At 70.5% G+C, this 25,185-nt stretch carries 22 protein-coding genes; 16 read left to right on the forward strand and 6 right to left on the reverse strand.

All coding sequences use genetic code 11. The features are described 5' to 3' along the window. The first annotated feature begins 1 nt into the window (after position 1). A complete protein-coding gene (locus tag JOF40_RS09615; RefSeq protein WP_129185703.1) occupies positions 2-1,666 on the forward strand; it encodes a glycoside hydrolase family 3 protein in 1,665 nt (554 codons plus the stop codon). Positions 1,667-1,781: 115 nt separating this feature from the next. Here the strand turns inward: JOF40_RS09615 and JOF40_RS09620 are convergent, their stop codons facing one another. The 4 genes from JOF40_RS09620 to JOF40_RS09635 all read right to left on the reverse strand — a co-directional run bounded on the left by JOF40_RS09620 (position 1,782) and on the right by JOF40_RS09635 (position 5,203). After that, positions 1,782-2,630, reverse strand: coding sequence for a 5-oxoprolinase subunit C family protein (locus JOF40_RS09620; RefSeq protein WP_129185704.1), 849 nt, complete (start codon positions 2,628-2,630; stop codon positions 1,782-1,784). Then, complete coding sequence (locus tag JOF40_RS09625; protein ID WP_129185705.1) at positions 2,627-3,205, reverse strand: 5-oxoprolinase subunit B family protein; 579 nt, start codon at positions 3,203-3,205, stop codon at positions 2,627-2,629. Before JOF40_RS09625 ends, JOF40_RS09620 begins: the two co-directional genes overlap by 4 nt. After that, positions 3,202-3,915 (reverse strand): LamB/YcsF family protein, encoded by a 714-nt coding sequence (locus JOF40_RS09630; RefSeq protein WP_129185706.1) that lies wholly within the window; start codon positions 3,913-3,915, stop codon positions 3,202-3,204. Before JOF40_RS09630 ends, JOF40_RS09625 begins: the two co-directional genes overlap by 4 nt. Before the next feature lie 127 nt (positions 3,916-4,042). Continuing rightward, positions 4,043-5,203 carry a class I SAM-dependent methyltransferase gene (locus JOF40_RS09635; RefSeq protein ID WP_129185707.1) on the reverse strand — a complete coding sequence of 387 codons (1,161 nt, stop codon included), beginning with the start codon at positions 5,201-5,203 and terminating at the stop codon, positions 4,043-4,045. Between the two features lie 203 nt (positions 5,204-5,406). Here JOF40_RS09635 and groES point away from each other — a divergent pair, with 203 nt between their 5' ends. From groES to JOF40_RS09660, 5 genes are all read left to right on the forward strand, one after another. Next, positions 5,407-5,700: a co-chaperone GroES gene (gene groES, locus JOF40_RS09640; RefSeq protein ID WP_056606353.1), complete on the forward strand. Its 294-nt coding sequence runs from the start codon at positions 5,407-5,409 to the stop codon at positions 5,698-5,700. 93 nt (positions 5,701-5,793) lie between these two features. Next, positions 5,794-7,398, forward strand: coding sequence for a chaperonin GroEL (gene groL / locus JOF40_RS09645; protein ID WP_129185708.1), 1,605 nt, complete (start codon positions 5,794-5,796; stop codon positions 7,396-7,398). A 113-nt stretch (positions 7,399-7,511) separates the two neighbouring features. Continuing rightward, a complete protein-coding gene (locus JOF40_RS09650) occupies positions 7,512-8,927 on the forward strand; it encodes an RNB domain-containing ribonuclease (RefSeq protein WP_129185709.1) in 1,416 nt (471 codons plus the stop codon). Positions 8,928-8,985: 58 nt separating this feature from the next. Then, positions 8,986-9,975, forward strand: coding sequence for an ABC transporter substrate-binding protein (locus JOF40_RS09655; protein WP_129185710.1), 990 nt, complete (start codon positions 8,986-8,988; stop codon positions 9,973-9,975). A 3-nt stretch (positions 9,976-9,978) separates the two neighbouring features. Then, positions 9,979-10,701, forward strand: a complete 723-nt coding sequence (locus JOF40_RS09660) for a siderophore-interacting protein (RefSeq protein ID WP_129185711.1) — start codon at positions 9,979-9,981, stop codon at positions 10,699-10,701. A 15-nt stretch (positions 10,702-10,716) separates the two neighbouring features. Here JOF40_RS09660 and JOF40_RS09665 read toward each other — a convergent pair whose 3' ends face one another. Next, the gene (locus tag JOF40_RS09665; protein ID WP_129185712.1) at positions 10,717-11,325 is read right to left on the reverse strand and encodes a TetR/AcrR family transcriptional regulator; all 609 of its coding nucleotides are present in this window, start codon (positions 11,323-11,325) and stop codon (positions 10,717-10,719) included. A gap of 105 nt (positions 11,326-11,430) precedes the next feature. Between JOF40_RS09665 and guaB the strand changes: the two genes are divergently transcribed. The 10 genes from guaB (at position 11,431) to guaA (ending at position 24,242) form a co-directional block, all read left to right on the forward strand. Beyond that, on the forward strand, positions 11,431-12,942 hold the full coding sequence (gene guaB / locus JOF40_RS09670; protein ID WP_129185713.1) for an IMP dehydrogenase: 1,512 nt from the start codon (positions 11,431-11,433) through the stop codon (positions 12,940-12,942). 46 nt (positions 12,943-12,988) lie between these two features. Next, positions 12,989-14,074 (forward strand): NYN domain-containing protein, encoded by a 1,086-nt coding sequence (locus tag JOF40_RS09675; RefSeq protein ID WP_129185714.1) that lies wholly within the window; start codon positions 12,989-12,991, stop codon positions 14,072-14,074. Positions 14,075-14,112: 38 nt separating this feature from the next. Then, positions 14,113-15,219 carry a GuaB3 family IMP dehydrogenase-related protein gene (locus JOF40_RS09680; protein ID WP_129185715.1) on the forward strand — a complete coding sequence of 369 codons (1,107 nt, stop codon included), beginning with the start codon at positions 14,113-14,115 and terminating at the stop codon, positions 15,217-15,219. After that, positions 15,216-15,680 (forward strand): GNAT family N-acetyltransferase, encoded by a 465-nt coding sequence (locus JOF40_RS09685; protein ID WP_209674484.1) that lies wholly within the window; start codon positions 15,216-15,218, stop codon positions 15,678-15,680. The genes JOF40_RS09680 and JOF40_RS09685 overlap by 4 nt, the downstream gene beginning before the upstream one ends. Next, the gene (locus JOF40_RS20245) at positions 15,677-16,495 is read left to right on the forward strand and encodes an MOSC domain-containing protein (RefSeq protein ID WP_129185716.1); all 819 of its coding nucleotides are present in this window, start codon (positions 15,677-15,679) and stop codon (positions 16,493-16,495) included. Before JOF40_RS09685 ends, JOF40_RS20245 begins: the two co-directional genes overlap by 4 nt. A gap of 82 nt (positions 16,496-16,577) precedes the next feature. Continuing rightward, entirely contained in the window at positions 16,578-17,720 is a 1,143-nt protein-coding gene (gene efeO / locus JOF40_RS09695; protein WP_129185717.1) for an iron uptake system protein EfeO, read from the forward strand. A gap of 4 nt (positions 17,721-17,724) precedes the next feature. Beyond that, positions 17,725-19,020 (forward strand): iron uptake transporter deferrochelatase/peroxidase subunit, encoded by a 1,296-nt coding sequence (gene efeB, locus JOF40_RS09700; RefSeq protein ID WP_129185718.1) that lies wholly within the window; start codon positions 17,725-17,727, stop codon positions 19,018-19,020. A gap of 74 nt (positions 19,021-19,094) precedes the next feature. After that, positions 19,095-20,666 carry a succinic semialdehyde dehydrogenase gene (locus tag JOF40_RS09705; protein WP_129185719.1) on the forward strand — a complete coding sequence of 524 codons (1,572 nt, stop codon included), beginning with the start codon at positions 19,095-19,097 and terminating at the stop codon, positions 20,664-20,666. Further along, the gene (locus tag JOF40_RS09710; protein ID WP_129185720.1) at positions 20,659-22,359 is read left to right on the forward strand and encodes a GMC oxidoreductase; all 1,701 of its coding nucleotides are present in this window, start codon (positions 20,659-20,661) and stop codon (positions 22,357-22,359) included. Before JOF40_RS09705 ends, JOF40_RS09710 begins: the two co-directional genes overlap by 8 nt. 323 nt (positions 22,360-22,682) lie before the next feature. Next, positions 22,683-24,242: a glutamine-hydrolyzing GMP synthase gene (gene guaA / locus JOF40_RS09715; RefSeq protein ID WP_129185721.1), complete on the forward strand. Its 1,560-nt coding sequence runs from the start codon at positions 22,683-22,685 to the stop codon at positions 24,240-24,242. Position 24,243: 1 nt separating this feature from the next. On the opposite strand, the gene JOF40_RS09720 is transcribed toward guaA, so the two are convergent. Next, positions 24,244-25,152, reverse strand: coding sequence for a LysR family transcriptional regulator (locus JOF40_RS09720; RefSeq protein ID WP_129185722.1), 909 nt, complete (start codon positions 25,150-25,152; stop codon positions 24,244-24,246). Between the last annotated feature and the right edge of the window lie 33 nt (positions 25,153-25,185).

The following is a 25,185-nucleotide window of genomic DNA, read 5'->3' on the forward strand; positions in this document are numbered from 1 at the left end:
CATGGCCCGCACGCAGCATCGATCCCGATCCCGATCGCGCACCGCCGCGACCGCCGTCCTCACCGTGCTCGTGCTCGTGGGTGCCGCTGGCTGGTGGACCCGTCTCGCTCCTGACGGCGACGGTGCGGGTACCCCGTCCGCGGCAGACCGCAGCACGACCTCGCGGGCCGAGGCGAAGGAGCCGAGCGGGTGGGGGCCCACCAAGTCCGAGCGCACCCAGGCGGCGGTGCTGGCCGATGCCCTCCCGCTCGAGGACCTCGCAGGGCAGCTGATCATCGCCCGCAGCTTCTCGAACGAGCAGTCGCTGGCTCTCGTGCGCGACAAGCACTTCGCCGGCGTCATGGTCACGGGACAGCAGATCCTCGACGTCACGACCGACGACCCGCTCACCGACGTCAAGGCGTTCAACCAGCAGCTGCAGGAGGCCGGCGGCGATCGCGGCTTCCCGGTCATGGTGCCGATCGACCAGGAGGGCGGGCTCGTCGCCCGGCTCACCGACCCCCTGACGACGTTCCCGACGTTCATGTCGGCGGGTGCCGCGATCGCCGGCCACGGCGACGAGGGCGCTGCCGCGGTCACGGCGGCCACCAAGGCGTCAGGGGCCGAGCTCCGGACGGCCGGTTACAACACGGTCTTCGCGCCCGACGGCGACATCACGATCGGTCCGGCCGATCCCATCATCGGCAGCCGGTCGGCCAGCTCGGACGCCGACATCGTCGCGCAGGCCGTCGTCGCCGCGATCGACGGCTACTCCCAGGCGGGTCTGATCTCGGCGGTCAAGCACTTCCCGGGACACAACGTCTCGACCGACAGCCACAAGGGCCTGCCGGTGCTCGACAGCGACCGGGAGCGGCTGCGTTCGCACGACCTCTTGCCCTTCGAGGCCGCGATCGCCGACTCGGCACCCGGCATCATGACGGGCCACCTCGACGTCTCCGCGATCGACAAGGGCGTCCCGGCGTCGATGTCGCGCAAGGTCATCACGACGGGGCTGCGCAAGAACCTCGGCTATGACGGCCTGGTCATCAGCGACTCGCTCGGCATGGGCGCGGTGATGCAGCGCTACCCGGGCGGTGACTCGACGGTCGAGGCGATCAAGGCCGGCAGCGACCTCGCGCTGATGCCGGCCGACAACGACCAGGCGTACGACGCGGTGCTCGCAGCGCTCAAGTCCGGCGAGATCCCCGAGCAGCAGGCGCGCGACTCGGCGGCGCGCACGATCGCCTACCTGCTGCACTCCGAGGCATCCCGCGAGCTGCCCGGCGACCCCGGCAGCCACACCGAGCAGTCGCAGCAGCTCAGCGCGATGGCCGCGACGGTCGTCGCGCACCCGTGCCCCGTGCCGCGCATCACCTCGGTCAGCCCGACGGGCTCGTCGGACGCCGTCGCCGCGTTCCGCACCGCCGCACAGGAGGCGGGCCTGCCGCTCGGCGGCGGGACGTCGGTGGCGCTGCTGGGGCCGGGTGTCCCCGCCGCGAGCGCGGACGTCGTCGTCTCGACCGACACGCCGTACGGGCTGGCCCGCAGCTCCGCGCCCACCAAGGTCGCGCTGTACGGCAGCGACGTCCCGGCCATGCGGGCGCTCGTCGCCGTCCTGATGGGCAAGGCCCGCGCGCTCGGCAAGCTGCCGGTCGACATCGGCCTCCCGCCGCCCACCCGCTGTTGACCCCGCCCCCGCGGGCTCGCGAGTGGCGCAGTCTCGCGTTTCTGGGACGGCGTGTTGCGCGAATCTGCGCCCCTCGGGTACCGGTTTGCGCCACTCGCGTCGCGGCAGGACGAGGTCAGGTGCGCCGGTGCAGCCGCACGGAGTCGCCGGGCCGCACCTGGGCCAGCCGGTCGGTGTGGGAGTCGACGACGACCGCGATGACGGGATAGCCCCCCGTCACGGGATGGTCGGGCCCGAAGACGACGGGCTGGCCCGCCGGCGTGACCTGGATGCCGCCGCGCACGACCGGTTCGCTGGGCAGCTCGACGACGACGCTCCGTTCGAGCGCGGGGCCGTCGAGCCGCAGGCCGATGCGGTCGGACGCGGCCGACAGCGTCCAGGCCGTGTCGAGCAGCCGACGGACGGACTCGTCGGTGAACCAGTCGTCGCGGGGACCCAGCACCACGTCGACGTCGACGCCGCCGGTCCGGATGAGCGGCGGGATGTCGTCGAGCGCCGGGATCGCGCGGCCGGCACCCGTCATCACGCTCTGGCCGACGGCAAGTGGAGGTGGGCCCAGCCCGCTGAGCGTGTCGGACGACAGCGACCCCAGCTCGGCGCGCGCGGCGAACCCGCCTGAAACGCCGAGGTAGACGCGCATGCCTGTCGTGGCCAGTCCGATCGCGAGCCGCTGACCTGCCGCGATCGGCACGGCTCGCCCATGGGGCACCGATCGCCCGTCGATCGTCACGGTGCCGACGCCACCGGTCACGGCGATGACGTGCGGTGCCCCGGCCAGCAGCGTCAGGTCGCCGTAGGTCTCGACCGCCGCATCGCCGGGCGCATTGCCCAGCAGCGCGTTGACCTGCCGGAGCGCATCGCGGTCGAACGCCCCCGACGGGCCGACGCCGAGGTGGCCGCTGCCGGGACGTCCGCGGTCCTGCAGGCTCGAACCGATACCGGCCCGCTCGACGATGAAGGTCATCGGGCCACGAACCGGACGGTGGTGCCGGCGACGAGCAGCGCCGGTGGCTCGCGGTCGACGTCCCACATCCGCAGGGTCGTCCGACCGATGAGCTGCCAACCTCCCGGCGACTCGCGCGGGTAGACGCCGCTGAACTCTCCCGCGAGGCCCACCGACCCGGCCGGAACACGGGTCCGCGGCGACGACCGACGAGGCACGTGCAGGCGCGGGTCGCCGCCGACGAGATAGGCGAAGCCGGGCGCGAACCCGCCGAACGCGACGGTCCACGCGGTGCCGGTGTGGGCCTCCACGACGCCGTCGGCCGTCAGCCCCGTGAGGTCGGCCACCTCGGCGAGATCGGCACCGTCGTACGTCACGGAGATCTCGACGACGTGGCCGGTGTCGACCGGCGACGCGGACGGATCGGTGCGGTCGATCAGCTCGCGGGAGGCTCGCAGGTCGCCGCGCACGAGAACCGTGCGCGCACCGAGCACGACCTCGGCGTGCTCGCGCAGCGCGGCGAACCACGTCTGCGCCTCGTGCAGGGTGTCGCACTCGATCAGCACGGCGCGGTCGCCGCACGGGAGGATGTTCACGACGCGCTCGTCAGCGTCGCGCCTGCGCGCTCGAGCGCGGACCGCACGGCCCGGGCCAGCGCGAGGGCCCCGGGGGAGTCGCTGTGGACGCAGATCGACCCGACCGTGCCCAGCAGGCTCACCGCCTGTGCTGCGACGTGGTCGGGCCCGGACAGGACGGCACCGGGCTCGCTGCGTGGCACGAGCCGTCCGTCGGCGGTGTACGCGCGGTCGGCGAATCCTTCGCGGACGACCGGCAGTCCCGCCGCCGTTGCGAGCTCGAGCACCCGGGAACCGGGCAGGCCGAGCAGTGGCAACGGCCGGTCGAGCGCCAGCACGGCGTCGACGACGGCCGCGGCCTGCTGCTCGTGGTCGACGATCGCGTTGTAGAGCGCCCCGTGCGGCTTGACGTACGTGACGGTCGCGCCGACCGACGCGGCGACCTCGTCGAGCAGCTCGACCTGGCGGACGACCTCACGGGTGAGGTCGGCGGGTGCCATGTCGACGAACATCCGGCCGAACCCCTCCCGATCGGGGTAGCCCACCTGTGCGCCGATCGCGGTGCCGCGCCCGACCGCAGCCGCGCAGGTCTCGCGCATCAGGTCGATGTCGCCCGCATAGGCACCGCAGCAGACGTTGGCCGACGTCACGACGTCGAGCAGCAGCCGGTCGTCGCCCGAGCGCCAGCCGTCCCACGACTCCCCGAGGTCGGCGTTGAGGTCGATGCGCACCGGTCCAGCCTAGGGAGGCCGGCGCTCGAATGGTGCGTTCAGGGGTGCGAGCGGTGCACAGTGGACAGACGCGCCGTCTCAGAACGTCCAGAACCCAGCACTCGCGGATCCGCCGGCGGGTGGCGGGTCAGAGGCGCTCCACGAGGAAGGCCCGCCCCTGGCCCTGCACCCGGGTCATGACGATCAGCGCCTTCTGCGGGCCCTTGAGCTTCATGCGTCGCACGAGCTCCTCGGGCACGATGTCGACCCCGCGCTTCTTGATCGTCACCGTGCCGACGCGCCGCACCTGCAGCGCGGCCTTGAGCGGCTTCTCGCGGAACGGCAGCTCGTCGACGACGCGGAACCCCCGCGCCAGCGGTGTCGTCTCGGCCCGGTAGGAGCTGATGTAGGCGATGTGGGAGTCGGGTAGCCAGCCGCCCATCGTGGTCGCGAGCTCGCTGACGAGCCCGGCCCGGATGACCGCGTCGTCGGGCTCGTAGAGGTAGGTGCCGACGTCAGCCACGGCCACGGCCGCCGGGGTGTCGTCGGCGGACAGCCCGGCCCCGGACGGGAGCGCCGTGGCGCGCCGGCGGGTCGAGGCGAAGGGTGCCCCCCACAGGCACGCCTCGACGAGGTCGCCGCCGTCGCTGACCCACTCGGCCTCGACGCCACCGGGCACCGCGTCATGTGCCAGGCCGGGCATGACCTTGGCGACCGCGCGCCCCGCGAGCAGGTGGCGGACCCACTCCCACGGTGGCTGCAGGTCGGCCGTCGAGAACGTTCGCCCCCGGGCGTCGCGGCGTGCCGGGTCGATGAAGGCGACCTCGTCGCGTCCGATCTCGACCTGCTGGGCGTCGGCGCACTGCACCTCGCCGCCCAGGCCGAGCGCGCGCAGGTTGGCCGACGCGATCGCCGCCCGGACGGGATCGCGCTCGACCCCGCGGACGTCGAGGCCGGCGCGGGCCAGTGCCACGAGGTCGCCGCCGATGCCGCAGCCGAGGTCGACGACGGACGTCGATCCGGTCGCGGCGAGGCGCTCGGCGCGGTGGGCCGCGACGCGCAGGCGCGTGGACTGCTCGAGCGCGTCGTGCGTGAAGTACATCTTCGGCGCGTCGGCACCGAACTTGGCGGCGGCCTTGCCGCGCAGGTGGTTCTGGGTCACGGCTGCCGCAACCAGGTCGGGCGCGTGCTTCTTGCGCAGTCGCGTGCCGAGCCCGAGGTCGCTCTCGACGCCCGCCCGGGCGGCCACCTCGGACAGCAGCTCCTGCCCCTCGGGTGCCAACAGTCGCTCGAACGTCGCCAGGTCCATGGGGAGAAGTGTGCCGTGTCGGTCGCAGGTCGTTCGCCGAGCGCGAAAACCTCTGGCACTCCCTTGGGTCGAGTGCCAGCCTCGTGCTACGTTTCGTATTGGCACTCTCCTCCTGAGAGTGCTAAAGATCCGGTGAGAACGACCCCCGCGACGGCGTCCTCACCACCGTCCAACGTTCACCCGTTGAAAGGGGAGGTCGACACGTGTCGGTCACCATCAAGCCGCTCGAAGACCGCCTGGTCATCCAGGTCGTCGAAGCAGAGCAGACCACCGCATCCGGACTCGTCATCCCGGACACCGCCAAGGAGAAGCCGCAGGAAGGCATCGTCGTGTCAGTGGGCCCCGGTCGGGTCGACGACAACGGCAACCGCGTCCCGCTGGACGTCGCCGAGGGCGACAAGGTCATCTTCAGCAAGTACGGCGGCACCGAGGTCAAGTACGCGGGCGAGGAGTACCTCATCCTCTCCGCGCGCGACGTCCTCGCTGTCGTTTCGTGATCTGACGCCCCGGCACCCCTCTCGTGGGGGTGCCGGGGCTCTCACGCTCCCCCCCCCAGTCGCACCCCATTAGATTTTTTGAAAGAGGCTGACATGCCCAAGATTCTCGAATTCGACGAGGACGCGCGCCGCTCGCTCGAGCGCGGCGTCGACAAGCTCGCCAACACCGTCAAGGTGACGCTCGGCCCCAAGGGTCGCTACGTCGTCCTCGACAAGAAGTGGGGCGCTCCCACGATCACCAACGACGGCGTGACCGTCGCGCGCGAGATCGAGCTCGACGACCCGTTCGAGAACCTCGGCGCCCAGCTGGCCAAGGAAGTCGCCACCAAGACCAACGACGTCGCCGGTGACGGCACGACGACCGCGACGGTGCTGGCCCAGGCCATGGTCCACGAGGGCCTGCGCGCCGTCGCCGCCGGTGCCAACCCGGTCGGCCTCAAGAAGGGCATCGAGGCCGCCGTCAAGGCCGTCGTCGAGCAGCTGCACTCCGTCGCCCGCGAGGTCGACGACATCAAGGACATGACCGACGTCGCCACGGTGTCGTCGCGTGACGCCCACATCGGCGAGCTCATCGCCGAGGCCTTCGACAAGGTCGGCAAGGACGGCGTGATCACGGTCGAGGAGTCCAACACCATGGGCACCGAGCTCGAGTTCACCGAGGGCATGCAGTTCGACAAGGGCTACCTGTCGCCGTACATGGTGACCGACACCGAGCGCATGGAGGTCGTCCTCGACGATCCCTACATCCTGGTCAACCAGGGCAAGATCTCGTCGGTCAGCGACCTGCTCCCGATCCTCGAGAAGGTCGTCCAGGCCGGCAAGCCGCTGTTCATCATCGCCGAGGACGTCGAGGGCGAGGCGCTCTCGACCCTGGTCGTCAACAAGATCAAGGGCACGTTCACCTCGGCCGCCGTCAAGGCTCCCGCCTTCGGTGACCGTCGCAAGGCCATGCTGCAGGACATCGCGACCCTCACGGGCGCCGAGGTCGTGACGCCCGACGTCGGTCTCAAGCTCGACACGATCGGCCTCGAGGCGCTCGGCACGGCTCGCCGCATCGTCATCACCAAGGACGACACGACGATCATCGAGGGCGGCGGCGACAAGGCCGGCGTCGACGGTCGCGTCGCGCAGATCAAGGCCGAGATCGAGAACACCGACTCCGACTGGGACCGCGAGAAGCTGCAGGAGCGGCTGGCCAAGCTGGCCGGCGGCGTCTGCGTCATCCAGGTCGGCGCGGCCACCGAGGTCGAGCTCAAGGAGAAGAAGCACCGCATCGAGGACGCCGTCTCGGCGACCCGCGCGGCCATCGAGGAGGGCATCGTCGCCGGCGGCGGCTCGGCCCTCGTCCACGCCGTCTCGGTGCTCGAGGGCAACCTCGGCCTGACCGGTGACGAGGCCGTCGGTGTCCGCATCGTCCGCCTCGGCGCCGACGCCCCGCTCGAGTGGATCGCCCGCAACGGCGGCGTCTCCGGCGAGGTCGTCGTCAACAAGGTCCGCGAGAGCGGCGAGGGCTACAACGCGGCCACGGGCGAGTACGGCGACCTGGTCGCCCAGGGCGTCCTCGACCCGGTCAAGGTGACGCGTTCCGCGCTCGCCAACGCCGCGTCGATCACCGCGATGCTGCTCACGACCGAGACGCTGATCGTCGAGAAGCCGGCCGAAGAGGCCGATGACGCGCACGCGGGTCACAACCACTGATCCCGACCCAGCAGTGAAGTGAGACGGATGGCTCCGGTGAGCCATCCGTCTCGCTCGTTGGTGCGGGCTCGCGTACCGAGTGCGAGTACTGGGCCCCGGGGTACCGTCACGACGTGCCCCACGACTTCTCCGCCCTGCGCGCCGAGCTCGACCTGCCGCCCGCAGCTGCGTCCGACCGCTTCGGAGCCGATGTGCTCGCCGAGGCAGTCGTGATCGCGGAGCTCGGACTGCCCGCGATCGAGGACGCCACCGCGATCCCGTTCGTGACGATCGACCCGCCGGGCTCGCGCGACCTCGACCAGGCGCTGCTCATCGAGCGCGTCGGGGACGGCTTCCGCGTGCACTACGCGATCGCCGACCTGGGCTCGGTCATCCCGCCGGGAGGCGCGATCGACGCCGAGGCGCGTCGTCGCGGGCAGACGATCTACCTGCCCGACGGCCGCGTCCCGCTGCACCCGCCGGTGCTCTCGGAGGACGCACTGAGCCTCCTGCCCGACCAGGTGCGGCGCGCGGCCCTCTGGACGATCGAGGTCGACGCCGCAGGAGTCGCGGGCCGTGCGACGGTGCGCCGCGCGCTGGTGCGATCGGTGGCCAGGCTCGACTACGAGGGCGTCCAGGCATCCGTCGACGCCGGATCGCCCCATCCGTCCGTCGAGGCGCTGGGTGATCTCGGCCGACTGCGACGGGCGTTGCGGGTCTCGCTGGGTGCCATCGAGCTCGCCTTGCCCGAGCAGGAGGTCGTGCGCGACGAGACACGTGATGACTGGGTCGTGCGCATGCACGGGCGCACCGAGGTCGACGCGTGGAACACCGAGGTGTCGCTGCTGACCGGGATGGGAGCGGCGCAGCTGATGCTCGAGGCCGGTGTCGGGCTCCTGCGCACCCTGCCGCCTGCCGAGCCGCAGGCCCTCGCGGCCTTCCTGCGCACTGCTCGCACCCTCGGCATCGCCGTCCCGGACGGTGCCACACCCGCGGAGGTGCTGGCTGGGCTCGACGTCGACGATCCTGCCGCGATCGCCCTCATGCGCGAGGCGACCGGCCTGCTGCGTGGGGCCGGTTACGAGTCCTTCGACGGGGCGCCGCCCGCGCAGCCCCTCCACGCCGGCATCGGCGCGCCGTACGCCCACGTGACCGCACCGCTGCGCCGGCTGGCCGACCGCTTCGGCACCGAGGTGTGCCTCGCGATCTGCGCCGGCGTTCCGGTGCCCGCGTGGACGCGTGAAGGGCTGCCAACCCTGGGCGAGATCATGCACGCGTCCGACCGGCGGGCTTCGGCCGCCGACAGGGCGGCGGTCGACCTCGCCGAGGTGTGGGAGCTGGCCGGCCGCGTCGGCGAGTCGTTCGAGGCGATCGTGGTGAGGGCCGACGACGACGGGGGAGAGGTCATGCTCCTCGAGCCGCCGGTCGTGGCGCGGTGCACGGGTCTCGGGTTGCCGGAGGGTGAGCGGGTCACGGTCACGCTCGCCGAGGTCGACGCCGATCGCCGCCGGGTCGCCTTCGCGTATGACGAGGGCCACGTATCAGGGTAGGCAACCCTAGGTTAGGCTCACCTTCGTATCAGTGACCTGACCTCTGGAGAAGAATTCTGTGAACCGTCGTATCGGTGCAGCCCTCGTGGCCGCCGTCGCCCTGCTGATCCCCGCCGCCTGCGGCTCGTCCGACTCGGACGGGGCCTCCGCCGACAAGCAGGCGTTCTCGTTCACCGACGACCTCGGCACCAAGATCCAGCTCGACGAGATGCCCGACCGCCTGGTCGTCCAGTCGTCGATGGCCGCGGCGCTGTCCGACCTCGGCCTCGGCGACAAGATCGTCGGCGTGTTCGGCCCGCTCAAGGGCGATGGCGACGCCGCACAGGTCGCGGGCCTCGACATCGACTCGGTCGAGGACGTCACGGGCGGCGGCGAGTACGGCGACGTCGACGTCGAGAAGGTCGCGGCCCTGAAGCCCGACCTCGTCATCACGAGCCAGTACCTCGCGCCCGATCTCTGGTACGTCAACGAGGCTTCGGCCACCGCGATCAAGAAGCTCGCGCCGATCCTGGTCGTCGACTTCGACGGCAAGACCCTGCCCGAGCTGCTCGACGGCACGGAGCGCGCCGCCACTGCGCTGGGTGCCGATCTCGACTCGGCGAAGGTCAAGGCCTCGCACGAGGCGTTCGACGCGGCGGGCGAGCGGGTCAAGGCGACCGCACAGAAGCTCGGCGACCGCACGATCCTGGCCGGCTCGGGATCCACCGACCTGTTCTACGTCTCCAACCCCAAGGTGAGCCCCGACCTGTCGTACTGGGTCGACGAGCTGGGCCTGCCGATCACGATCCCCGACAACCCCGACGAGGGCGGCTACTTCGAGAGCCTCAGCTGGGAGAAGGCCGACAAGTACCCGGCCGACATCTTCCTGTACGACGACCGCGTCGGTGCTGCGGGTCTCAAGCAGCTTGACAACGAGAAGGTCTTCGGCACGCTCGAGGCCGCCAAGAACAAGGCGTACGTCCCGTGGTCGTCGGTCGCCCCGCCGAGCTACCAGGCCTACGCCGACCTGATGAACCGTCTGGCCGACGATCTCAACGCGTTCGTCTGACCCATGGGCCGCACGCTGGGGATCATCGCCGACCGGGTGGACGCACAGTCCATCCCGGCGGTGGTGGTCGGGCACGAGCCGCTGGGCACCCATCTCACGCGGCTCGTGCTCTCGAGCCCCCGGTTCGCGGACGCGACGACTAATCCGTGCGACGTCACGGCGTTCCGGGTGTCGCGCACCGACTTCCGGCACTACACCCCGGCGGTGCTCGACCCCGAGCGGCGAGAGCTGACGATCATCGTCCACCGGCACGGCAGCGGGCTGGGCGAGGAGCTCGTCGCGGGCTGGTCGGTCGGCGACGACGTCAAGGTGTGCCAGTGGTCGTCGACGCGCAGCTTCCGCTGGCCCGACTGCCCCGATCCGGTCGTGCTGCTGGGCGACGCCACCGTCATCAGCCTCGCGATGGCGTTCGCCGACAGGGCAGCCCGCGAGTCGCGGGACGTCGTGACGGTGCTCGAGGTCGACGCCGGCGACGTCGACGTCACCCGTGAGCTGGTGCCGGGTGCCGTCGTCGTCGCGGCCGGCCCCGAGCCGGGTGCCGCCCTCGATGCCTGGCTGCGCGAGCACCCCGACGTCGTCGCGACGCCCGACACCCCGCTGGTCTACCTCGCGGGTCACGGCCAGTCGATCCAACGGCAGCGCGCATTCCTGCGCGAGGCGTGCGGGATCGACCGACGGCGCATCAGCACGCAGCCCTACTGGGCCACGGGCAAGTCGGGCCTGTAGCGGTGAGCGGGTCGGCTAGACCGTCTCGATGCGGCGCGACGCGAGGCCGGCGATGACGATCTCGAGCTTGCGGTCGTACATGCCGCGTCCGCTCCACACCTCGTCGTTGTCGTAGGCCTTGAGCACCGGCAGATCGCTGCGGTCCAGCGTCCCGCGCTCCATCCGCGCCATGCGAGCCATCTGCGCCGAGCAGTCGATCGCCAGGGAGATGACGAACTCGACGGCCACGGCGGCATCCTCGACGAGGAAGTGCTGATCGCGCAGAGCGGTGACCCAGGCGTCCATCTTCGCGAGAAGTGCGGGGGAGGCGTTCGACGCCATCTGCGAGGCGCGGTCGAGACCCGGGTGGGCGTCGCACGCCCGCCAGACCGAGTCGCCGATCGCGACCAGCAGGTCGTCCCACGGCGCGTCGCCGCTCGGCCACGTGGTCGAGAGGAAGGCCATGTCGAGGGCTTGGACGAGGAGGTCGTCACGGTCCGTGACGTAGCGGTAGAGCCCGGAGTGGGCGACGCCGAGGCGCCGCGCGACCGAGGGCATGCTGAAGGTGGCGATCCCGTCATCGAGCGCCGCAGCGGCGATGACGTCGACCGTGAGGGCTCGGGGGCGCCCTGGCTTACGTTCCATGCCCGAATCGTACTCCCGGCACGCCTGTCTCACAGGACGAATGGGTGCCCGGTCCACTGTGACATCGGTGCCGAGGGGCCTTCGGCCGGGCGATAGCATGGCGGCATGGACCAGCCGGGCATCCCAGACAAGTTCGCCTCTCTCGGGCTCACCTACGACGACGTCCTGCTGCTGCCGGGATACTCCGACCTCAACCCCAGCGAGATCGACACGACGTCGCGGCTCACGCGCGAGATCTCGCTGAAGGTCCCGCTCGTCAGCGCCGCGATGGACACCGTCACCGAGTCGCGCATGGCGATCGCGATGGCGCGCCAAGGCGGGCTCGGGGTGCTGCACCGCAACCTGTCGCTGGAGGACCAGGCCTACCAGGTCGACCTGGTCAAGCGCACCCAGACGGGCATCATCTCCAACCCCGTGACGATCGGTCCCGACGCGACGCTCGAGGACCTCGACCGCATCTGCGGCGAGTACCGCGTCTCGGGTCTCCCGGTCGTCGACACCGACAACCGGCTGCTCGGCATCATCACCAACCGCGACCTGCGGTTCACGCCGCTCGCGGAGTGGGCGACGACCAAGGTCGACGAGATGATGACGCCCATGCCGCTCATCACGGGCGACGTCGGCATCTCCCGCGAGGACGCGACGCTGCTGCTGCGCAAGCACAAGCGCGAGCGCCTGCCGCTCGTCGACGGCTCGGGTCGTCTCGCCGGACTCATCACGGTCAAGGACTTCGTCAAGGGAGAGCAGTTCCCCGATGCGTCCTACGACGCCGACGGACGCCTCATGGTCGGTGCGGCGATCGGCTACTTCGGCGACGCGTGGGAGCGGGCCACGACGCTGATCGAGGCCGGTGTCGACGTGCTCGTCGCCGACACGGCCCACGGTCACGTCCGGATGCTGCTCGACGTCGTGCAGAAGCTCAAGACCGATCCGGCGACCCGTCATGTGCAGGTCATCGGCGGCAACGTCGCGACGCGCGCGGGCGCGCAGGCCTTCGTCGACGCAGGTGCCGACGCGGTCAAGGTGGGCTTCGGCCCCGGCTCGATCTGCACCACTCGCGTCGTCACGGGCTGCGGCGTCCCGCAGATCACCGCGGTGTACGAGGCGTCCCTGGCGTGCGCGCCAGCGGGCGTCCCGGTCATCGCCGACGGCGGGCTGCAGCAGTCGGGCGACATCGCCAAGGCGCTCGTCGCGGGGGCCGAGACCGTCATGATCGGCTCGATGCTCGCCGGCGTCGAGGAGTCGCCGGGCGAGGTCATCTTCGTCAACGGCAAGCAGTTCAAGGCCTATCGGGGCATGGGGTCGCTGGGCGCCATGAGCAGCCGCGGCAAGAAGTCGTACTCCAAGGACCGCTACTTCCAGGCCGAGGTCACGAGCGACGACAAGATCGTCCCCGAGGGCGTCGAGGGCCAGGTGGCCTACCGCGGGCCCCTGTCGGCGGTCGCCCACCAGCTGATCGGTGGCCTGCAGCAGTCGATGTTCTACGTCGGCGCGCGCACGATCCCCGAGCTGCAGGCCGAGGGTCGTTTCGTGCGCATCACGTCGGCCTCGCTCAAGGAGAGCCACCCGCACGACATCCAGATGACCGCCGAGGCCCCCAACTATTCGAGCCGCTGAGCCGCCGAGGTGACGTGACACCTGCGCCGCGACTACCGTTGCTCCGGTGACCAATCGCAACGTGGCCGTGTTCATCGACGCCGAGAACCTCTTCAAGGGGTACGGCAAGCTCGAGATCCCCGACATCTCGATGGAGCAGATCCTCGAGCAGCTCGAGGCAGCGGCGGCCCGCGAGGCCGGGGCCGGCAGCATCGCCCTGGCCCGGGCCTACGCCGACTGGGGTGCCCTCGGCCTCGAGGACTACCGCCGCGACGTCGAGCGTGCCGGCGTCGAGACCGTGCAGGTCTTCAGCGTCAGCAAGGCCGAGAAGAACGCCGCCGACATCGTGCTCGTGGTCGACTGCCTGCGCGCCGCGGGCGACCTCGACCAGCTCGAGGTGTTCGTGGTCGTCTCGGCCGACGGCGACTTCGTGCCGCTGGTGCGCCGCCTGCACGAGCTCGACAAATACGTCATCGGTGCCACGCTCGCCGATCACCCCGTCAACAACGTCCTCGAGCGCGAGGTCGACCAGTACGTGCCGCTCAAGGTCAAGCAGGTCCCGCCCGCGGCCGCGCTCCAGCCGCTGTTCTCGGGCGATCCGTCGTCCGTCCCGGCGACGCTGCCGCGCACGCCGGCACGCGTGGCACCCGTCGAGCCGCGCGCCGACAAGAAGGTCGAGAAGCAGTCCGACGCCCCCAAGGCGGAGAGGCGTGCCGACAAGAAGGCAGAGCCCAAGAAGTCGCCCAAGCGTCAGGACACGCCGCGCAAGACCAAGACCTCGTGGCACGACCTGGCCAAGGAGATCGAGGTCGTCCACGCCGGTGCTGCCTCCTCGCCGTCGGAGTACAAGGAGGTCGTCGAGAAGGTGCTCGCCGACGACCGGGTGCGCAGCTTCAGCGACCAGCTGGCCAACCAGGGCGGCCCCCTGCCGATGCTCGCGATGGCCCTCAAGGCCGCGGCCCCGCAGCTCAGCCCGTCGGACGCGCGGGTGAGCTCGCTGTCGCGCGCGCTGCGGTTCGCGCTCGCCGACACGCCCTACGCGCTGGCCCGCGAGAGCGACGACGTCCAGCCGGTGCTGGTGCGCCGATCGACCGATCCGGCGGGCATGCTGCCCGACCTGTCGCTCGACGACATCCAGCGCGGGGTGCAGTAGGTCTCCTGCTGTCCGGGGCTCGCACTAGGCTGTACGGCATGGCAGACATCGAGATCGGCACGGCCAAGCGCGGACGCCGGGCGTACTCCTTCGACGACATCGCGATCGTCCCGAGCCGTCGCACGCGCGACCCCGAGGAGGTGTCGACCGCCTGGCAGATCGACGCCTACCGCTTCGACCTGCCGGTGCTGGCCGCACCCATGGACTCCGTCATGAGCCCCGACACCGCGATCGCGCTCGGCCGTCATGGCGGGCTCGGCGTGCTCGACCTCGAGGGCCTCTGGACGCGCTACGAGCACCCCGAGAAGCTCCTCGACGAGGTCGCGGGCGTCGAGGGACCCATGGCCACCAAGCGCCTGCAGGAGATCTACTCCGAGCCGATCAAGGCCGAGCTCATCACGGCGCGCCTCAAGCAGGTGCGCGAGGCCGGCGTCACGGTCGCCGGCGCGCTGTCGCCGCAGCGCACCAAGGAGTTCGCCGACGCCGTCGTCGACGCGGGCGTCGACCTGTTCGTCATCCGCGGCACGACGGTCTCGGCCGAGCACGTCTCGGGCCAGACCGAGCCGCTCAACCTCAAGGAGTTCATCTACGAGCTCGACGTGCCCGTCATCGTCGGTGGGTGCGCCACCTACCAGGCGGCGCTCCACCTCATGCGCACCGGTGCGGCGGGCGTTCTCGTCGGCTTCGGTGGCGGGGCCGCGCACACGACCCGTTCGGTGCTCGGCATCGCGGTGCCGATGGCGTCCGCAGTGGCCGACGTGGCCGCTGCACGCCGCGACTACCTCGACGAGTCGGGCGGCCGCTACGTGCACGTCATCGCCGACGGCTCGATCGGCCGCAGCGGCGACATCGCCAAGGCCATCGCGTGCGGTGCCGACGCCGTCATGATCGGCTCCCCGTTCGCCCGCGCCGTCGAGGCCCCGGGCCGCGGCTTCCACTGGGGTGCCGAGGCGTGGCACGCCGACCTGCCGCGCGGCGAGCGCGTCGACATCGGCACGGTCGGCGACCTCGAGTCGGTGCTGTTCGGCCCCTCGTCGGTGCCCGACGGCACGATGAACCTGATCGGTGCCCTGCGCCGGGCCATGGCCACGACGGGCTACACCGACCTCAAGGAGTTCCAGCGGGTCGAGGTCGTCGTCGGTTGAGCCCGCTGCGGCTCGAGCGCGTGCCGTTCGACCATCCGGACGCGGTGCTGCTCCGCGACCGGATGGTCGCCGAGGTCCAGGGCGTGTACGGCGGGCAACGCGACCGCGGCACGAGCGGGATGCCGACGGGAGTCGACGCCAGCAGCGTCATCGTCACCCTGGTGGCCTACGCGGGCGACCAGCCCGTCGCCCACGCCCTGCTGCGCCGTCTGCGCGACGACGTCGAGATCAAGCGGATGTTCGTCGACCCCGCGGCCCGGGGCACGGGTGCCGCGCACGTCCTCATGGACGCCCTGGAGGCCGAGGCCCGGGCAGTCGGCGCCACCCGCATCGTCCTGCACACGGGCGACCGCCAGCTCGCGGCGGTGCGCACGTACGAGCGGCACGGCTACACGCCCATCCCGGTCTACGAGCCCTACGTCGGCATGCCGGCGTCGCTGTGCTTCGAGAAGATCTTGTGACGCGGGTGACCGCGCTCCGGGTCCACCCGGTCAAGGCGACGGCTCCCGTGACTGTCGACGAGGCGATCGTCGAGCTGTCCGGGCTGCGCGACGACCGTCGATGGGCGGTCATCGATGTCGACGGACGGCGCCTGAACGCGACGACCCACGATCGCCTCCTGACGGTCACCGCGACGCCGGACGCGTCGGGCGCGCTGACCCTGACCCGGCCCGGCGACGACGCGCTGACCGTCCCACGTCCGATCGGTGGACGGACGATCGCGGTCGACGTCTCACGGCTGGCGTCGATGGTCGACGCGGGCGATCTCGCCGCGACCTGGTTCAGCCGCGTCCTCGATCAGCCGGTGCGTCTGGCCTGGCAGGACGACCCGAGTCGTCGAGTCATCTCACCCGACCACGGTGGAACAGGCGACGACCCGCTGTCGCTGGCCGACACCGGCCCGATCCTGCTGACGACGAGGGCGTCGCTCGACCAGCTGAACAGCTGGATCGCCGAGGAGCAGGCCGAGTCCGCGATGTCGATGCAGCGCTTCCGGCCCAACGTCGTGGTCGACGGCGACTTGGACGCGTTCGTGGAGGACGCCTGGAGGACCATCCGCATCGGCGAGGTTGGCTATCGCTTCGCCGAGCACTGCGACCGGTGCGTCGTCACGACGATAGATCCCGTGACGCTGGTCCGTGGCCGGGAGCCGATTCGCACCCTGGCGCGTCATCGCCGTTGGGACGGCAAGACGTGGTTCGGCATCCGCATCGTCCCGATGACGACCGGCACGATCGCGGTGGGCGACGAGGTCCTCGGCACATGTCACACCTGACAGCTGTGCCTGTGAGCGCAGGCATGCCTTAGCATGGTGAGGCTAGCCTCATGCCGGGCCGGCTTCGACGCAAAGGACGACCATGACCAAGCTTCTCGCCTCGATCGGCATCGCCGCGCTCGCCACCGTGAGCCTCGCCGCGTGCGCCTCCGACCCGTCCGACACCAAGACGTCCGGCGGTGCCCTCACGGTCAAGGCCACCGACTCGCAGTGCACCGTGTCGGGGACGAAGCTGAAGGCCGGCCCCTCGACGTTCAAGGTCACCAACGCCGGCTCGAAGGTCACCGAGTTCTACGTCTACGCCGACGGCGACCGCATCATGGGCGAGGTCGAGAACGTCGGCCCCGGCTTGACCCGCAACCTGATCGTCGACCTGCCCAAGGGCACGTACGAGGGCGCGTGCAAGCCCGGCATGATCGGCGACGGCATCCGCCAGACGCTCACCGTGACGGGCGAGGCCGCCGCGCCGCTGTCCGACTCCGAGGAGCTCACGGCCGCGGCCACGAGCTACGAGCGCTACGTCAAGTCGCAGTCCGACACCCTGATCGTCAAGACCACCGAGTTCGTCGACGCGGTCAAGGCCGGCAACGTCGACGAGGCCAAGAAGCTCTTCCCGATCGCGCGCACCTACTGGGAGCGCATCGAGCCCGTCGCCGAGAAGTTCGGCGATCTCGATCCCATCACCGACGGCCGCGAGCCCGACGCCAAGGCCGAGGGCGTCGACTTCACCGGCTGGCACCGCATCGAGAAGCAGCTGTGGGTCGAGAACAACACCGAGGGCATGGACCCGTACGCCGACCAGCTGCTGTCGAACGTCAAGAAGATCGTGGCGCTCGGCCAGGACGCCCCGCTGACGGCGCTCGAGCTGGCGCAGGGCTCCAAGGGTCTGCTCGACGAGGTCGCGACGGGCAAGATCACGGGCGAGGAGGACGAGTTCAGCCACACCGACCTGTGGGACTTCAAGGCCAACATCGAGGGCTCGCAGGCCGCCATCTCGGCGCTCCGTCCCGTCCTGGTCGAGCAGGACCCCGCGCTCGTCAAGGACCTCGACGCCAAGTTCGCCGCCGTCGACACCGAGCTCAACCAGTACCAGGACAAGACCACCGGTGACTGGACGTTCTACGACAAGCTCACCGATCAGCAGATCAAGCAGCTGTCCGATGCTGTCGCGGCGCTGAGCGAGCCCATCAGCAAGGTCGCCGCAGTCGTCGCCCAGTCGGCATGACGGCATGACCGACCACGACGCCGCGCCACCGGCCGGCCTCTCCCGCCGCAAGCTGCTGGGGGCCGCCGGTGTCGGCGCGCTCGCAGCCGGCGCGCTCGGCGCGGGCGCGGGCTACGCAGCCGGCGACAAGCCCGTCCCGGTCGTGCCCGACAAGGACGCGCTGCCCATCGACTTCGACGGGCGACACCAGGCCGGCATCGTCACGCCTGCCCAGGACCGACTGCACTTCGCTGCCTTCGACATGACCAGCGAGGAGCGCGACGACCTCGTCTCGCTGCTCAAGGACTGGACCAAGGCCGCACGGCAGATGGCCCAGGGCAACGACATCGGCGACTTCGGCGCCGTCGCCGGTGCGCCGTACTCGCCGCCCGAGGACACCGGCGAGGCCCAGGGCCTGCCGCCCTCGGGGCTCACGATCACGATCGGGTTCGGCCGGAGCCTGTTCGTCGACGCCAAGGGCGACCCGCGTTTCGGTCTCGACGGCCAGCTGCCCGAGCGGCTCATCGAGATGCCGGGCTTCTCGGGCGACCGGCTCGACCCGGCGATCAGCGGCGGCGACATCGCGATCCAGGCCTGCGCCAACGACCCGCAGATCGCGGTGCACGCGATCCGCAACCTGGCGCGCATCGCGTTCGGCCGAGCCTCGGTCCGCTACTCGCAGATGGGCTTCGGCCGCACCTCGTCGACGTCGACGGCCCAGGTGACGCCCCGCAACCTGTTCGGGTTCAAGGATGGCACCGCCAACATCAAGGTCGAGGACGAGAAGGACGTCGAGGCGTTCGTCTGGGCCCAGGACGGCGACGGTCCGGCGTGGATGACGGGCGGCTCCTACCTCGTCTCGCGCAAGATCGACATGCGCATCGAGACGTGGGACCGCGAGCCGCTCAACGGCCAGGAGGCCATCATCGGCCGGGCCAAGGGCTCGGGCGGTCCGATGTCGGGCGGCGACGAGTTCGCGCCGATCGACTTCGACGCCAAGGACGATGCGGGACAGCCGCTGATCGACCTGAAGTCGCACGTGCGCCTGGCGCACCCCGACTTCAACAACGGTGCCAAGCTGCTGCGCCGCGGCTACAACTTCGTCGACGGCTCCAACGGGCTGGGGCAGCTCTCGGCCGGGCTGTTCTTCCTGGCCTACCAGCGCGACCCGACGACCCAGTTCGTCCCGATCCAGCGCTCGCTCGCGGGCCTGCAGAACGATCTGATGAACGAGTACCTCGTCCACGTCAGCTCGGGCCTGTTCGCGTGCCCGCCGGGCGTCGACGCGAAGGGCTTCTGGGGCGAGGGCCTGTTCGCCTGAGGTGCTGACGTGTCGGTGAACACTCTCGTTACTCACCAGTAGCCATGTGACATCGCCAGTGTCATACTCGAGGAATGACCACGCTCGACGCCCCCGCAGTCGTCCGCGGATCGCTCGGACCCGAACGGTTGGCCCGGCTCGTGGCGCTGGTCCGGTCCACCTCTGGCGAGACCCGCACGACGCACTCGCCCCTCGACGGCCAGCTCGTCGCCGAGGTGCCGGTCTCGAGCATCGACGACGTCGACGAGTCCTTCGCCGCCGCACGCGCGGCGCAGGTCGCCTGGGCACAGACCTCGTACCGCGCCCGCCGCAAAGCACTGCTGCGGCTGCACGACCTCGTGCTCGAGCACCAGGACGAGCTGCTCGACCTGATCCAGATCGAGTCGGGCAAGAGCCGTCAGCACGCCTACGACGAGGTCGCGCACGTCGCCTTGACCGCCCGCTTCTACGCCCGGCGGCTCGCCAAGCAGCTCAAGCCGCGTCGCCGCAACGGCGTCCTGCCGACCCTCACGTCGGTGACGGTCAACCAGGTGCCCAAGGGCGTCGTCGGCATCATCGCGCCCTGGAACTACCCCCTCACGATGGCCCTGTCGGACGGGCTCCCGGCGATCGCCGCCGGCAACGCCGTCGTCCTCAAGCCCGACAGCCAGACCCCGCTCGTGGCCCTCGCCGGCGTCGAGCTGCTGCGCCGTGCGGGCATCCCCGCCGACGTGTGGCAGGTCGTGAGCGGGGCCGGCTCGGTCGTGGGCACCGCGATCATCCAGCGTGCCGACTACGTGTGCTTCACGGGCTCGACCGCGACGGGCAAGATCGTCGCGCAGCAGGCCTCGGAGCGGCTCATCAGCGCCTCGCTCGAGCTCGGCGGCAAGAACCCGATGGTGGTGCTGCCGGGTGCCGACCTCGACAAGGCCGCCGCCGGTGCGGTGCAGGCGTGCTTCTCGTCGGCGGGACAGCTGTGCGTCTCGATCGAGCGCATCTACGTGCCGCGTGAGCACCTCCACGAGTTCTCGACGGCGTTCGTGTCGCGGGTCGAGCGGCTCTCGCTCGGTGCGTCGCTCGACTGGGACGCCGAGGTCGGGTCGCTGATCTCGCAGGGCCAGCTCGACACCGTCACGTCGCACGTGGCCGACGCCGTCGCCAAGGGTGCCACGGTGCTGACCGGCGGCACCGCACGTCCTGATCTCGGTCCGTACTTCTACGAGCCCACCGTGCTGACCGACGTCCCGGTCGAGGCCGAGTGCTTCGCCGACGAGACCTTCGGCCCGCTGGTCTCGCTCTACCCCTACGACACCGTCGAGGAGGCCGTCGACCTGGCCAACGCCGGCGACTACGGCCTCAACGCGAGCGTGTGGGGCAAGCCGCGGCACGCACGCACCGTCGCGGCGCGCATCAAGGCCGGCACGGTCAACATCAACGAGGGCTTCGGTGCCACCTTCGGCAGTGTCGACGCCCCCATGGGCGGCATGCGCCAGTCGGGTCTCGGACGTCGACAGGGTGCCGAGGGCATCCTGCGCTACACCGAGCCTCAGTCGGTCGGCGTCCAGCGGCTCGTGCCCGTCGCCGGCCCCGCCTTCATCCGTCCCGAGACGTACGCCAAGCTGCTGACCCTCGGTCTCAAGGTCCTGAGGAGGACACCCCGTGCCTGACACGACATTCGACTACGACGTCCTGATCATCGGCTCCGGGTTCGGTGGCAGCGTGTCCGCGCTGCGGCTGACCGAGAAGGGCTACAAGGTGGCCGTGCTCGAGGCCGGCAAGCGCTTCGAGGACAAGGACTTCGCCAAGAGCTCGTGGCGGCTCCGCAAGTTCCTGTGGATGCCGCAGCTGGGCTGCTACGGCATCCAGCGCATCGACAAGCTCAAGGACGTCCTGATCCTGTCGGGCGCGGGCGTCGGCGGCGGTTCGCTGGTCTACGCCAACACGCTGTACGAGCCGCTCGACCCGTTCTACAAGGATCCCGCGTGGGGCCACATCACCGACTGGCGCAGCGAGCTCGCGCCCTACTACGACCAAGCCAAGCGGATGCTGGGCGTCACGGTCTACCCGCACGTCACCCCCGCCGACACCGTGATGCGCGAGGTCGCCGAGAAGATGGGCGTGGGCGGCACGTTCCACCACACGCCCGTCGGTGTGTTCTTCGGCGCGGAGCCCGGCGAGAGCAAGGCCGATCCCTACTTCGGCGGGGCCGGCCCGGAGCGCTCGGGCTGCACCAACTGCGGCGAGTGCATGACGGGCTGCCGGCACAATGCCAAGAACACCTTGGTCAAGAACTACCTCTACCTCGCGGAGTCGGCGGGTGCCGAGGTGCACGCCATGACGACCGTGACCGACGTCCGTCCCCGCGAGGGCGGCGGCTACGAGATCGAGACACGGCGCACCAACAAGCGCTTCCGTCCGCACCGCACGATCACCGCCGAGCAGGTCATCTTCTCGGCCAGCACGATGGGCACCCAGAAGCTGCTGCACCGCATGCGCGATCACGGCACCCTGCCGAACGTCTCGCAGCGTCTCGGCCTGCTGACCCGCACCAACTCCGAGGCGCTGCTGGGCTCGATCGCCGACGGCAAGGACGTCGACTACAGCGAGGGCGTCGCGATCACGTCGTCGTTCCACCCCGACGAGCACACCCACATCGAGCCGTGCCGCTACGGCAAGGGCTCCAACGCGATGTCGCTGATGCAGACCGTGCTCACCGACGGCAGCACCGACAAGGCCCGCTGGAAGGTGTGGCTCAAGCAGATGTGGGCCCAGAAGGGCAACATGTTCAAGCTCTACGACCTGCGGCACTGGTCGGAGCGCACGATCATCGCGCTGGTCATGCAGACGCACGACAACTCGATCACGACCTACACCAAGCGCGGTCTGACCGGACGGCGCAGGTTGACGTCCCGCCAGGGTCACGGTGCGCCCAACCCGTCGTTCATCGAGCCCGGTCACCGCGCCGTTCAGCTCATGGCCGACGAGATGAAGGGCACGCCCGGCGGCACGATCGGCGAGCCGTTCAACGTCCCGCTGACGGCGCACTTCATGGGTGGCTGCGCGATCGGCGACTCGCCCGAGACGGGCGTCGTCGACCCCTATCAGCGCCTCTACGGCCACCCGGGCCTGCACGTGGCCGATGGCTCGACCATCACCGCCAACCTGGGCGTCAACCCCTCGCTGACCATCACGGCCCAGACCGAGCGCGCGATGTCGTACTGGCCCAACAAGGGCGAGACCGACCTGCGTCCGTCGATCGACGAGCCGTACCGCCGCATGGAGCCCATCGCACCGAAGAGCCCCGTCGTCCCCGACGACGCCCCGGCCGCCCTGCGCCTTCCCATCGTCGGCGTGTCGTAACGGGTCGCTTCGCTCCCCGTCCGGCGGGATCGTTCCTCACCCGCCACCAGGCTTCGCCTGGACGACTGCCTCGCTCGCTGGCGCTCGCTCGGCCTATGGCCGGGAAGCGGGGCCCGCGCGAGCCTGAAGGCTTGCGCAACGCACAGGACCCGACCGGGAGGGAGTCCACGGGTCGGGTCCTGTTGTGCCACGAGGAGCAGCACAGGATCTAACGGGAGGGAGTGTTGTTAGATCCATCGAGTAAAACGACGGTCGTCACAGGGGGTTACGACCTTCCTGGACTAATTTTTTCGGTGGGTGCGTGGGCCGATAGGGTGGCACCCGTGACCCCCGATCATGACCTTGTCCTCGTCGTCGACTTCGGGGCGCAGTACGCCCAGCTCATCGCCCGTCGGGTGAGGGAGGCTCGGGTCTACTCCGAGATCGTCCCGCACACGATGCCGGTCGACGAGATGCTCGCCAAGAACCCCGCCGCGATCATCCTGTCGGGTGGTCCGTCGTCGGTCTACGAGACCGGCGCGCCCCAGCTCGACGCCGCGCTGTTCGACGCGCAGACCCCTGTCTTCGGCATCTGCTACGGCTTCATGGCGATGGCGCAGGCCCTCGGCGGCACGGTCGCGCACACGGGCCAGCGCGAGTACGGACGCACCGCGGTCAGCGTGCTCGACCCGGGCACCCTGCTCGCCGATCTGCCCGAGACGCTGACGTCGTGGATGTCGCACGGCGACGAGGTCGTGGCCGCACCCGAGGGATTCGTCGTCAACGCCCGGTCGCCGCGCGCCACCGTCGCAGCGTTCGAGCACACCGATCGCCGCCTCGCCGGAGTGCAGTGGCACCCCGAGGTGCTGCACAGCGAGCACGGTCAGCGAGTTCTCGAGACGTTCCTCGTCGAGATCGCCGGATGCCGCCAGACGTGGACGAGCAGCAACATCGTCGAGGAGCAGGTCGAGCTGATCCGCGCCCAGGTCGGTGACGCCCGCGTCATCTCGGCGCTGTCGGGCGGCGTCGACTCGGCGGTCTCGACGGCGCTCGTGCAGCGCGCGATCGGCGACCAGCTGACGGCGGTGTTCGTCGACCACGGCCTGCTGCGTCAGGGCGAGGCCGAGCAGGTCGAGAAGGACTACGTCGAGGCCACGGGCGTCGATCTCAAGGTCGTGGACGCCAAGGAGCAGTTCCTGGGCTTCCTCGCCGGGGTGTCCGACCCCGAGGAGAAGCGCAAGATCATCGGCCGTGAGTTCATCCGCGTGTTCGAGGCGGCCGAGCGCGAGGTGCTGGCCACCCCCGGCCCGCCGGTCAAGTTCCTGGTGCAGGGCACGCTCTACCCCGACGTCGTCGAGTCGGGCGGGGGAGCGGGCACGTCCAACATCAAGAGCCACCACAACGTCGGCGGCCTGCCCGAAGACCTCGAGTTCAGCCTGATCGAGCCGCTGCGCACGCTGTTCAAGGACGAGGTGCGCGACGTCGGCCGGCAGCTCGGCATCCCCGAGGCGATCGTCGGACGGCACCCGTTCCCCGGCCCCGGCCTGGCGATCCGCATCGTCGGTGCGGTCGACGAGGAGCGCCTGACCATTCTCCGCGAAGCCGACGCGATCGTCCGCGAGGAGACCACCGCAGCCGGCCTCGACGGCGAGATCTGGCAGTTCCCGGTCGTGCTGCTGGCGGACGTCCGCTCGGTCGGCGTGCAGGGTGACGGCCGTACCTACGGCCACCCCATCGTGCTGCGTCCGGTCTCGAGCGAGGACGCCATGACGGCCGACTGGAGCCGCCTGCCGTACGAGGTGCTCGAGCGCATCTCGACCCGCATCACCAACGAGGTCGACGAGGTCAACCGCGTCGTCCTCGACATCACGAGCAAGCCCCCGGGAACCATCGAGTGGGAGTGACTCAGACCGCCTGAGTCAGGGCTGTCGCGATGGTCTTGATCTGCGCGAGGACGGCCTTGACGGTCGCGCGCTCGAGCGTCTCCGGGCGGGCCAGGCAGTCGATGTGGCGGCCGAGGCCGGGGTGTGACAGCGGGCGGAGCACGAGGTCGGGGTGCTCGCGCAGGTCGGATGTGTAACGGGGCATCAGCGCGATGCAGCCGCTCGCCGAGACGACGGCCGCGGCGACGCGGAACTCGTTGATGCGGTGGATGACGTCCGCCTCGCCCCCGCCGATGCCGGCGATGACGGTGACGGCCTGCTCGAGCGGAAATCCCTCGTGCACCGCGACCCACCGGGCCTCGCGAAGGTCCGCGGGCTCGATCGATGCCTTGGCCGCGAGGGGGTGGTCGCGTCGGACGGCAATGTCGAGGGGCTCGAACAGCAGAGGTTCGGGCCGGACGGTCGCCGGCCACGTCGGGCTGCCGACGAGCCGGTGCGCGAGGACGAGGTCGTGGTCGGCGGTGAGCGCCGGGAAGTGTTCCTGCGCGACGTCGAAGTCGCTCAGGTGGACGTGGGGGTTCCCGGGCCCGGACAGGCCAGCGATGAGCGGACCGAACACCGCCAGGCCCGCGCTGTGGAACGCCGCGACTGACACGGGCCCCGACGGCTCGTCCTGGAAGCTCGTGACGGCCTGACGGGCGCGCTCCAGTGCGACGTCGACGTCGATCGCGGCTGCGGCGAGCGCGCGACCGGCATCGGTCAGGGCGGTACGTCGTCCGTCCTTGAACGTCAGGGGCACGGGCGACTGTCGCTGCAAGGCGCTGATCTGCTGGGAGACCGAGGAGGGCGTGACGTGCATCGCGGCTGCGACGGCGGCGATGCTGCCGCGTTCGCCCAGTGCCCTGAGGGCGCGCAGCTGTCCGAGTTCCATCAGGTCAAACTAATGCATCAGGCATGAAATCTC

It is taken from the genome of Aeromicrobium fastidiosum, from assembly GCF_017876595.1.
Taxonomy (GTDB): Bacteria; Actinomycetota; Actinomycetes; order Propionibacteriales; family Nocardioidaceae; genus Aeromicrobium; species Aeromicrobium fastidiosum.

What these genes read in the sequence shown, in the direction of transcription:
- JOF40_RS09615 (WP_129185703.1), top strand. Translation starts at nt 2, where the DNA reads ATGGCCCGCACGCAGCATCGATCCCGATCCCGATCGCGCACCGCCGCG.
- JOF40_RS09620 (WP_129185704.1), bottom strand. Translation starts at nt 2,630, where the DNA reads ATGACCTTCATCGTCGAGCGGGCCGGTATCGGTTCGAGCCTGCAGGAC.
- JOF40_RS09635 (WP_129185707.1), bottom strand. Translation starts at nt 5,203, where the DNA reads ATGGACCTGGCGACGTTCGAGCGACTGTTGGCACCCGAGGGGCAGGAG.
- groL (WP_129185708.1), top strand. Translation starts at nt 5,794, where the DNA reads ATGCCCAAGATTCTCGAATTCGACGAGGACGCGCGCCGCTCGCTCGAG.
- JOF40_RS09660 (WP_129185711.1), top strand. Translation starts at nt 9,979, where the DNA reads ATGGGCCGCACGCTGGGGATCATCGCCGACCGGGTGGACGCACAGTCC.
- JOF40_RS09665 (WP_129185712.1), bottom strand. Translation starts at nt 11,325, where the DNA reads ATGGAACGTAAGCCAGGGCGCCCCCGAGCCCTCACGGTCGACGTCATC.
- guaB (WP_129185713.1), top strand. Translation starts at nt 11,431, where the DNA reads ATGGACCAGCCGGGCATCCCAGACAAGTTCGCCTCTCTCGGGCTCACC.
- JOF40_RS09680 (WP_129185715.1), top strand. Translation starts at nt 14,113, where the DNA reads ATGGCAGACATCGAGATCGGCACGGCCAAGCGCGGACGCCGGGCGTAC.
- efeO (WP_129185717.1), top strand. Translation starts at nt 16,578, where the DNA reads ATGACCAAGCTTCTCGCCTCGATCGGCATCGCCGCGCTCGCCACCGTG.
- efeB (WP_129185718.1), top strand. Translation starts at nt 17,725, where the DNA reads ATGACCGACCACGACGCCGCGCCACCGGCCGGCCTCTCCCGCCGCAAG.
- JOF40_RS09705 (WP_129185719.1), top strand. Translation starts at nt 19,095, where the DNA reads ATGACCACGCTCGACGCCCCCGCAGTCGTCCGCGGATCGCTCGGACCC.
- JOF40_RS09720 (WP_129185722.1), bottom strand. Translation starts at nt 25,152, where the DNA reads ATGGAACTCGGACAGCTGCGCGCCCTCAGGGCACTGGGCGAACGCGGC.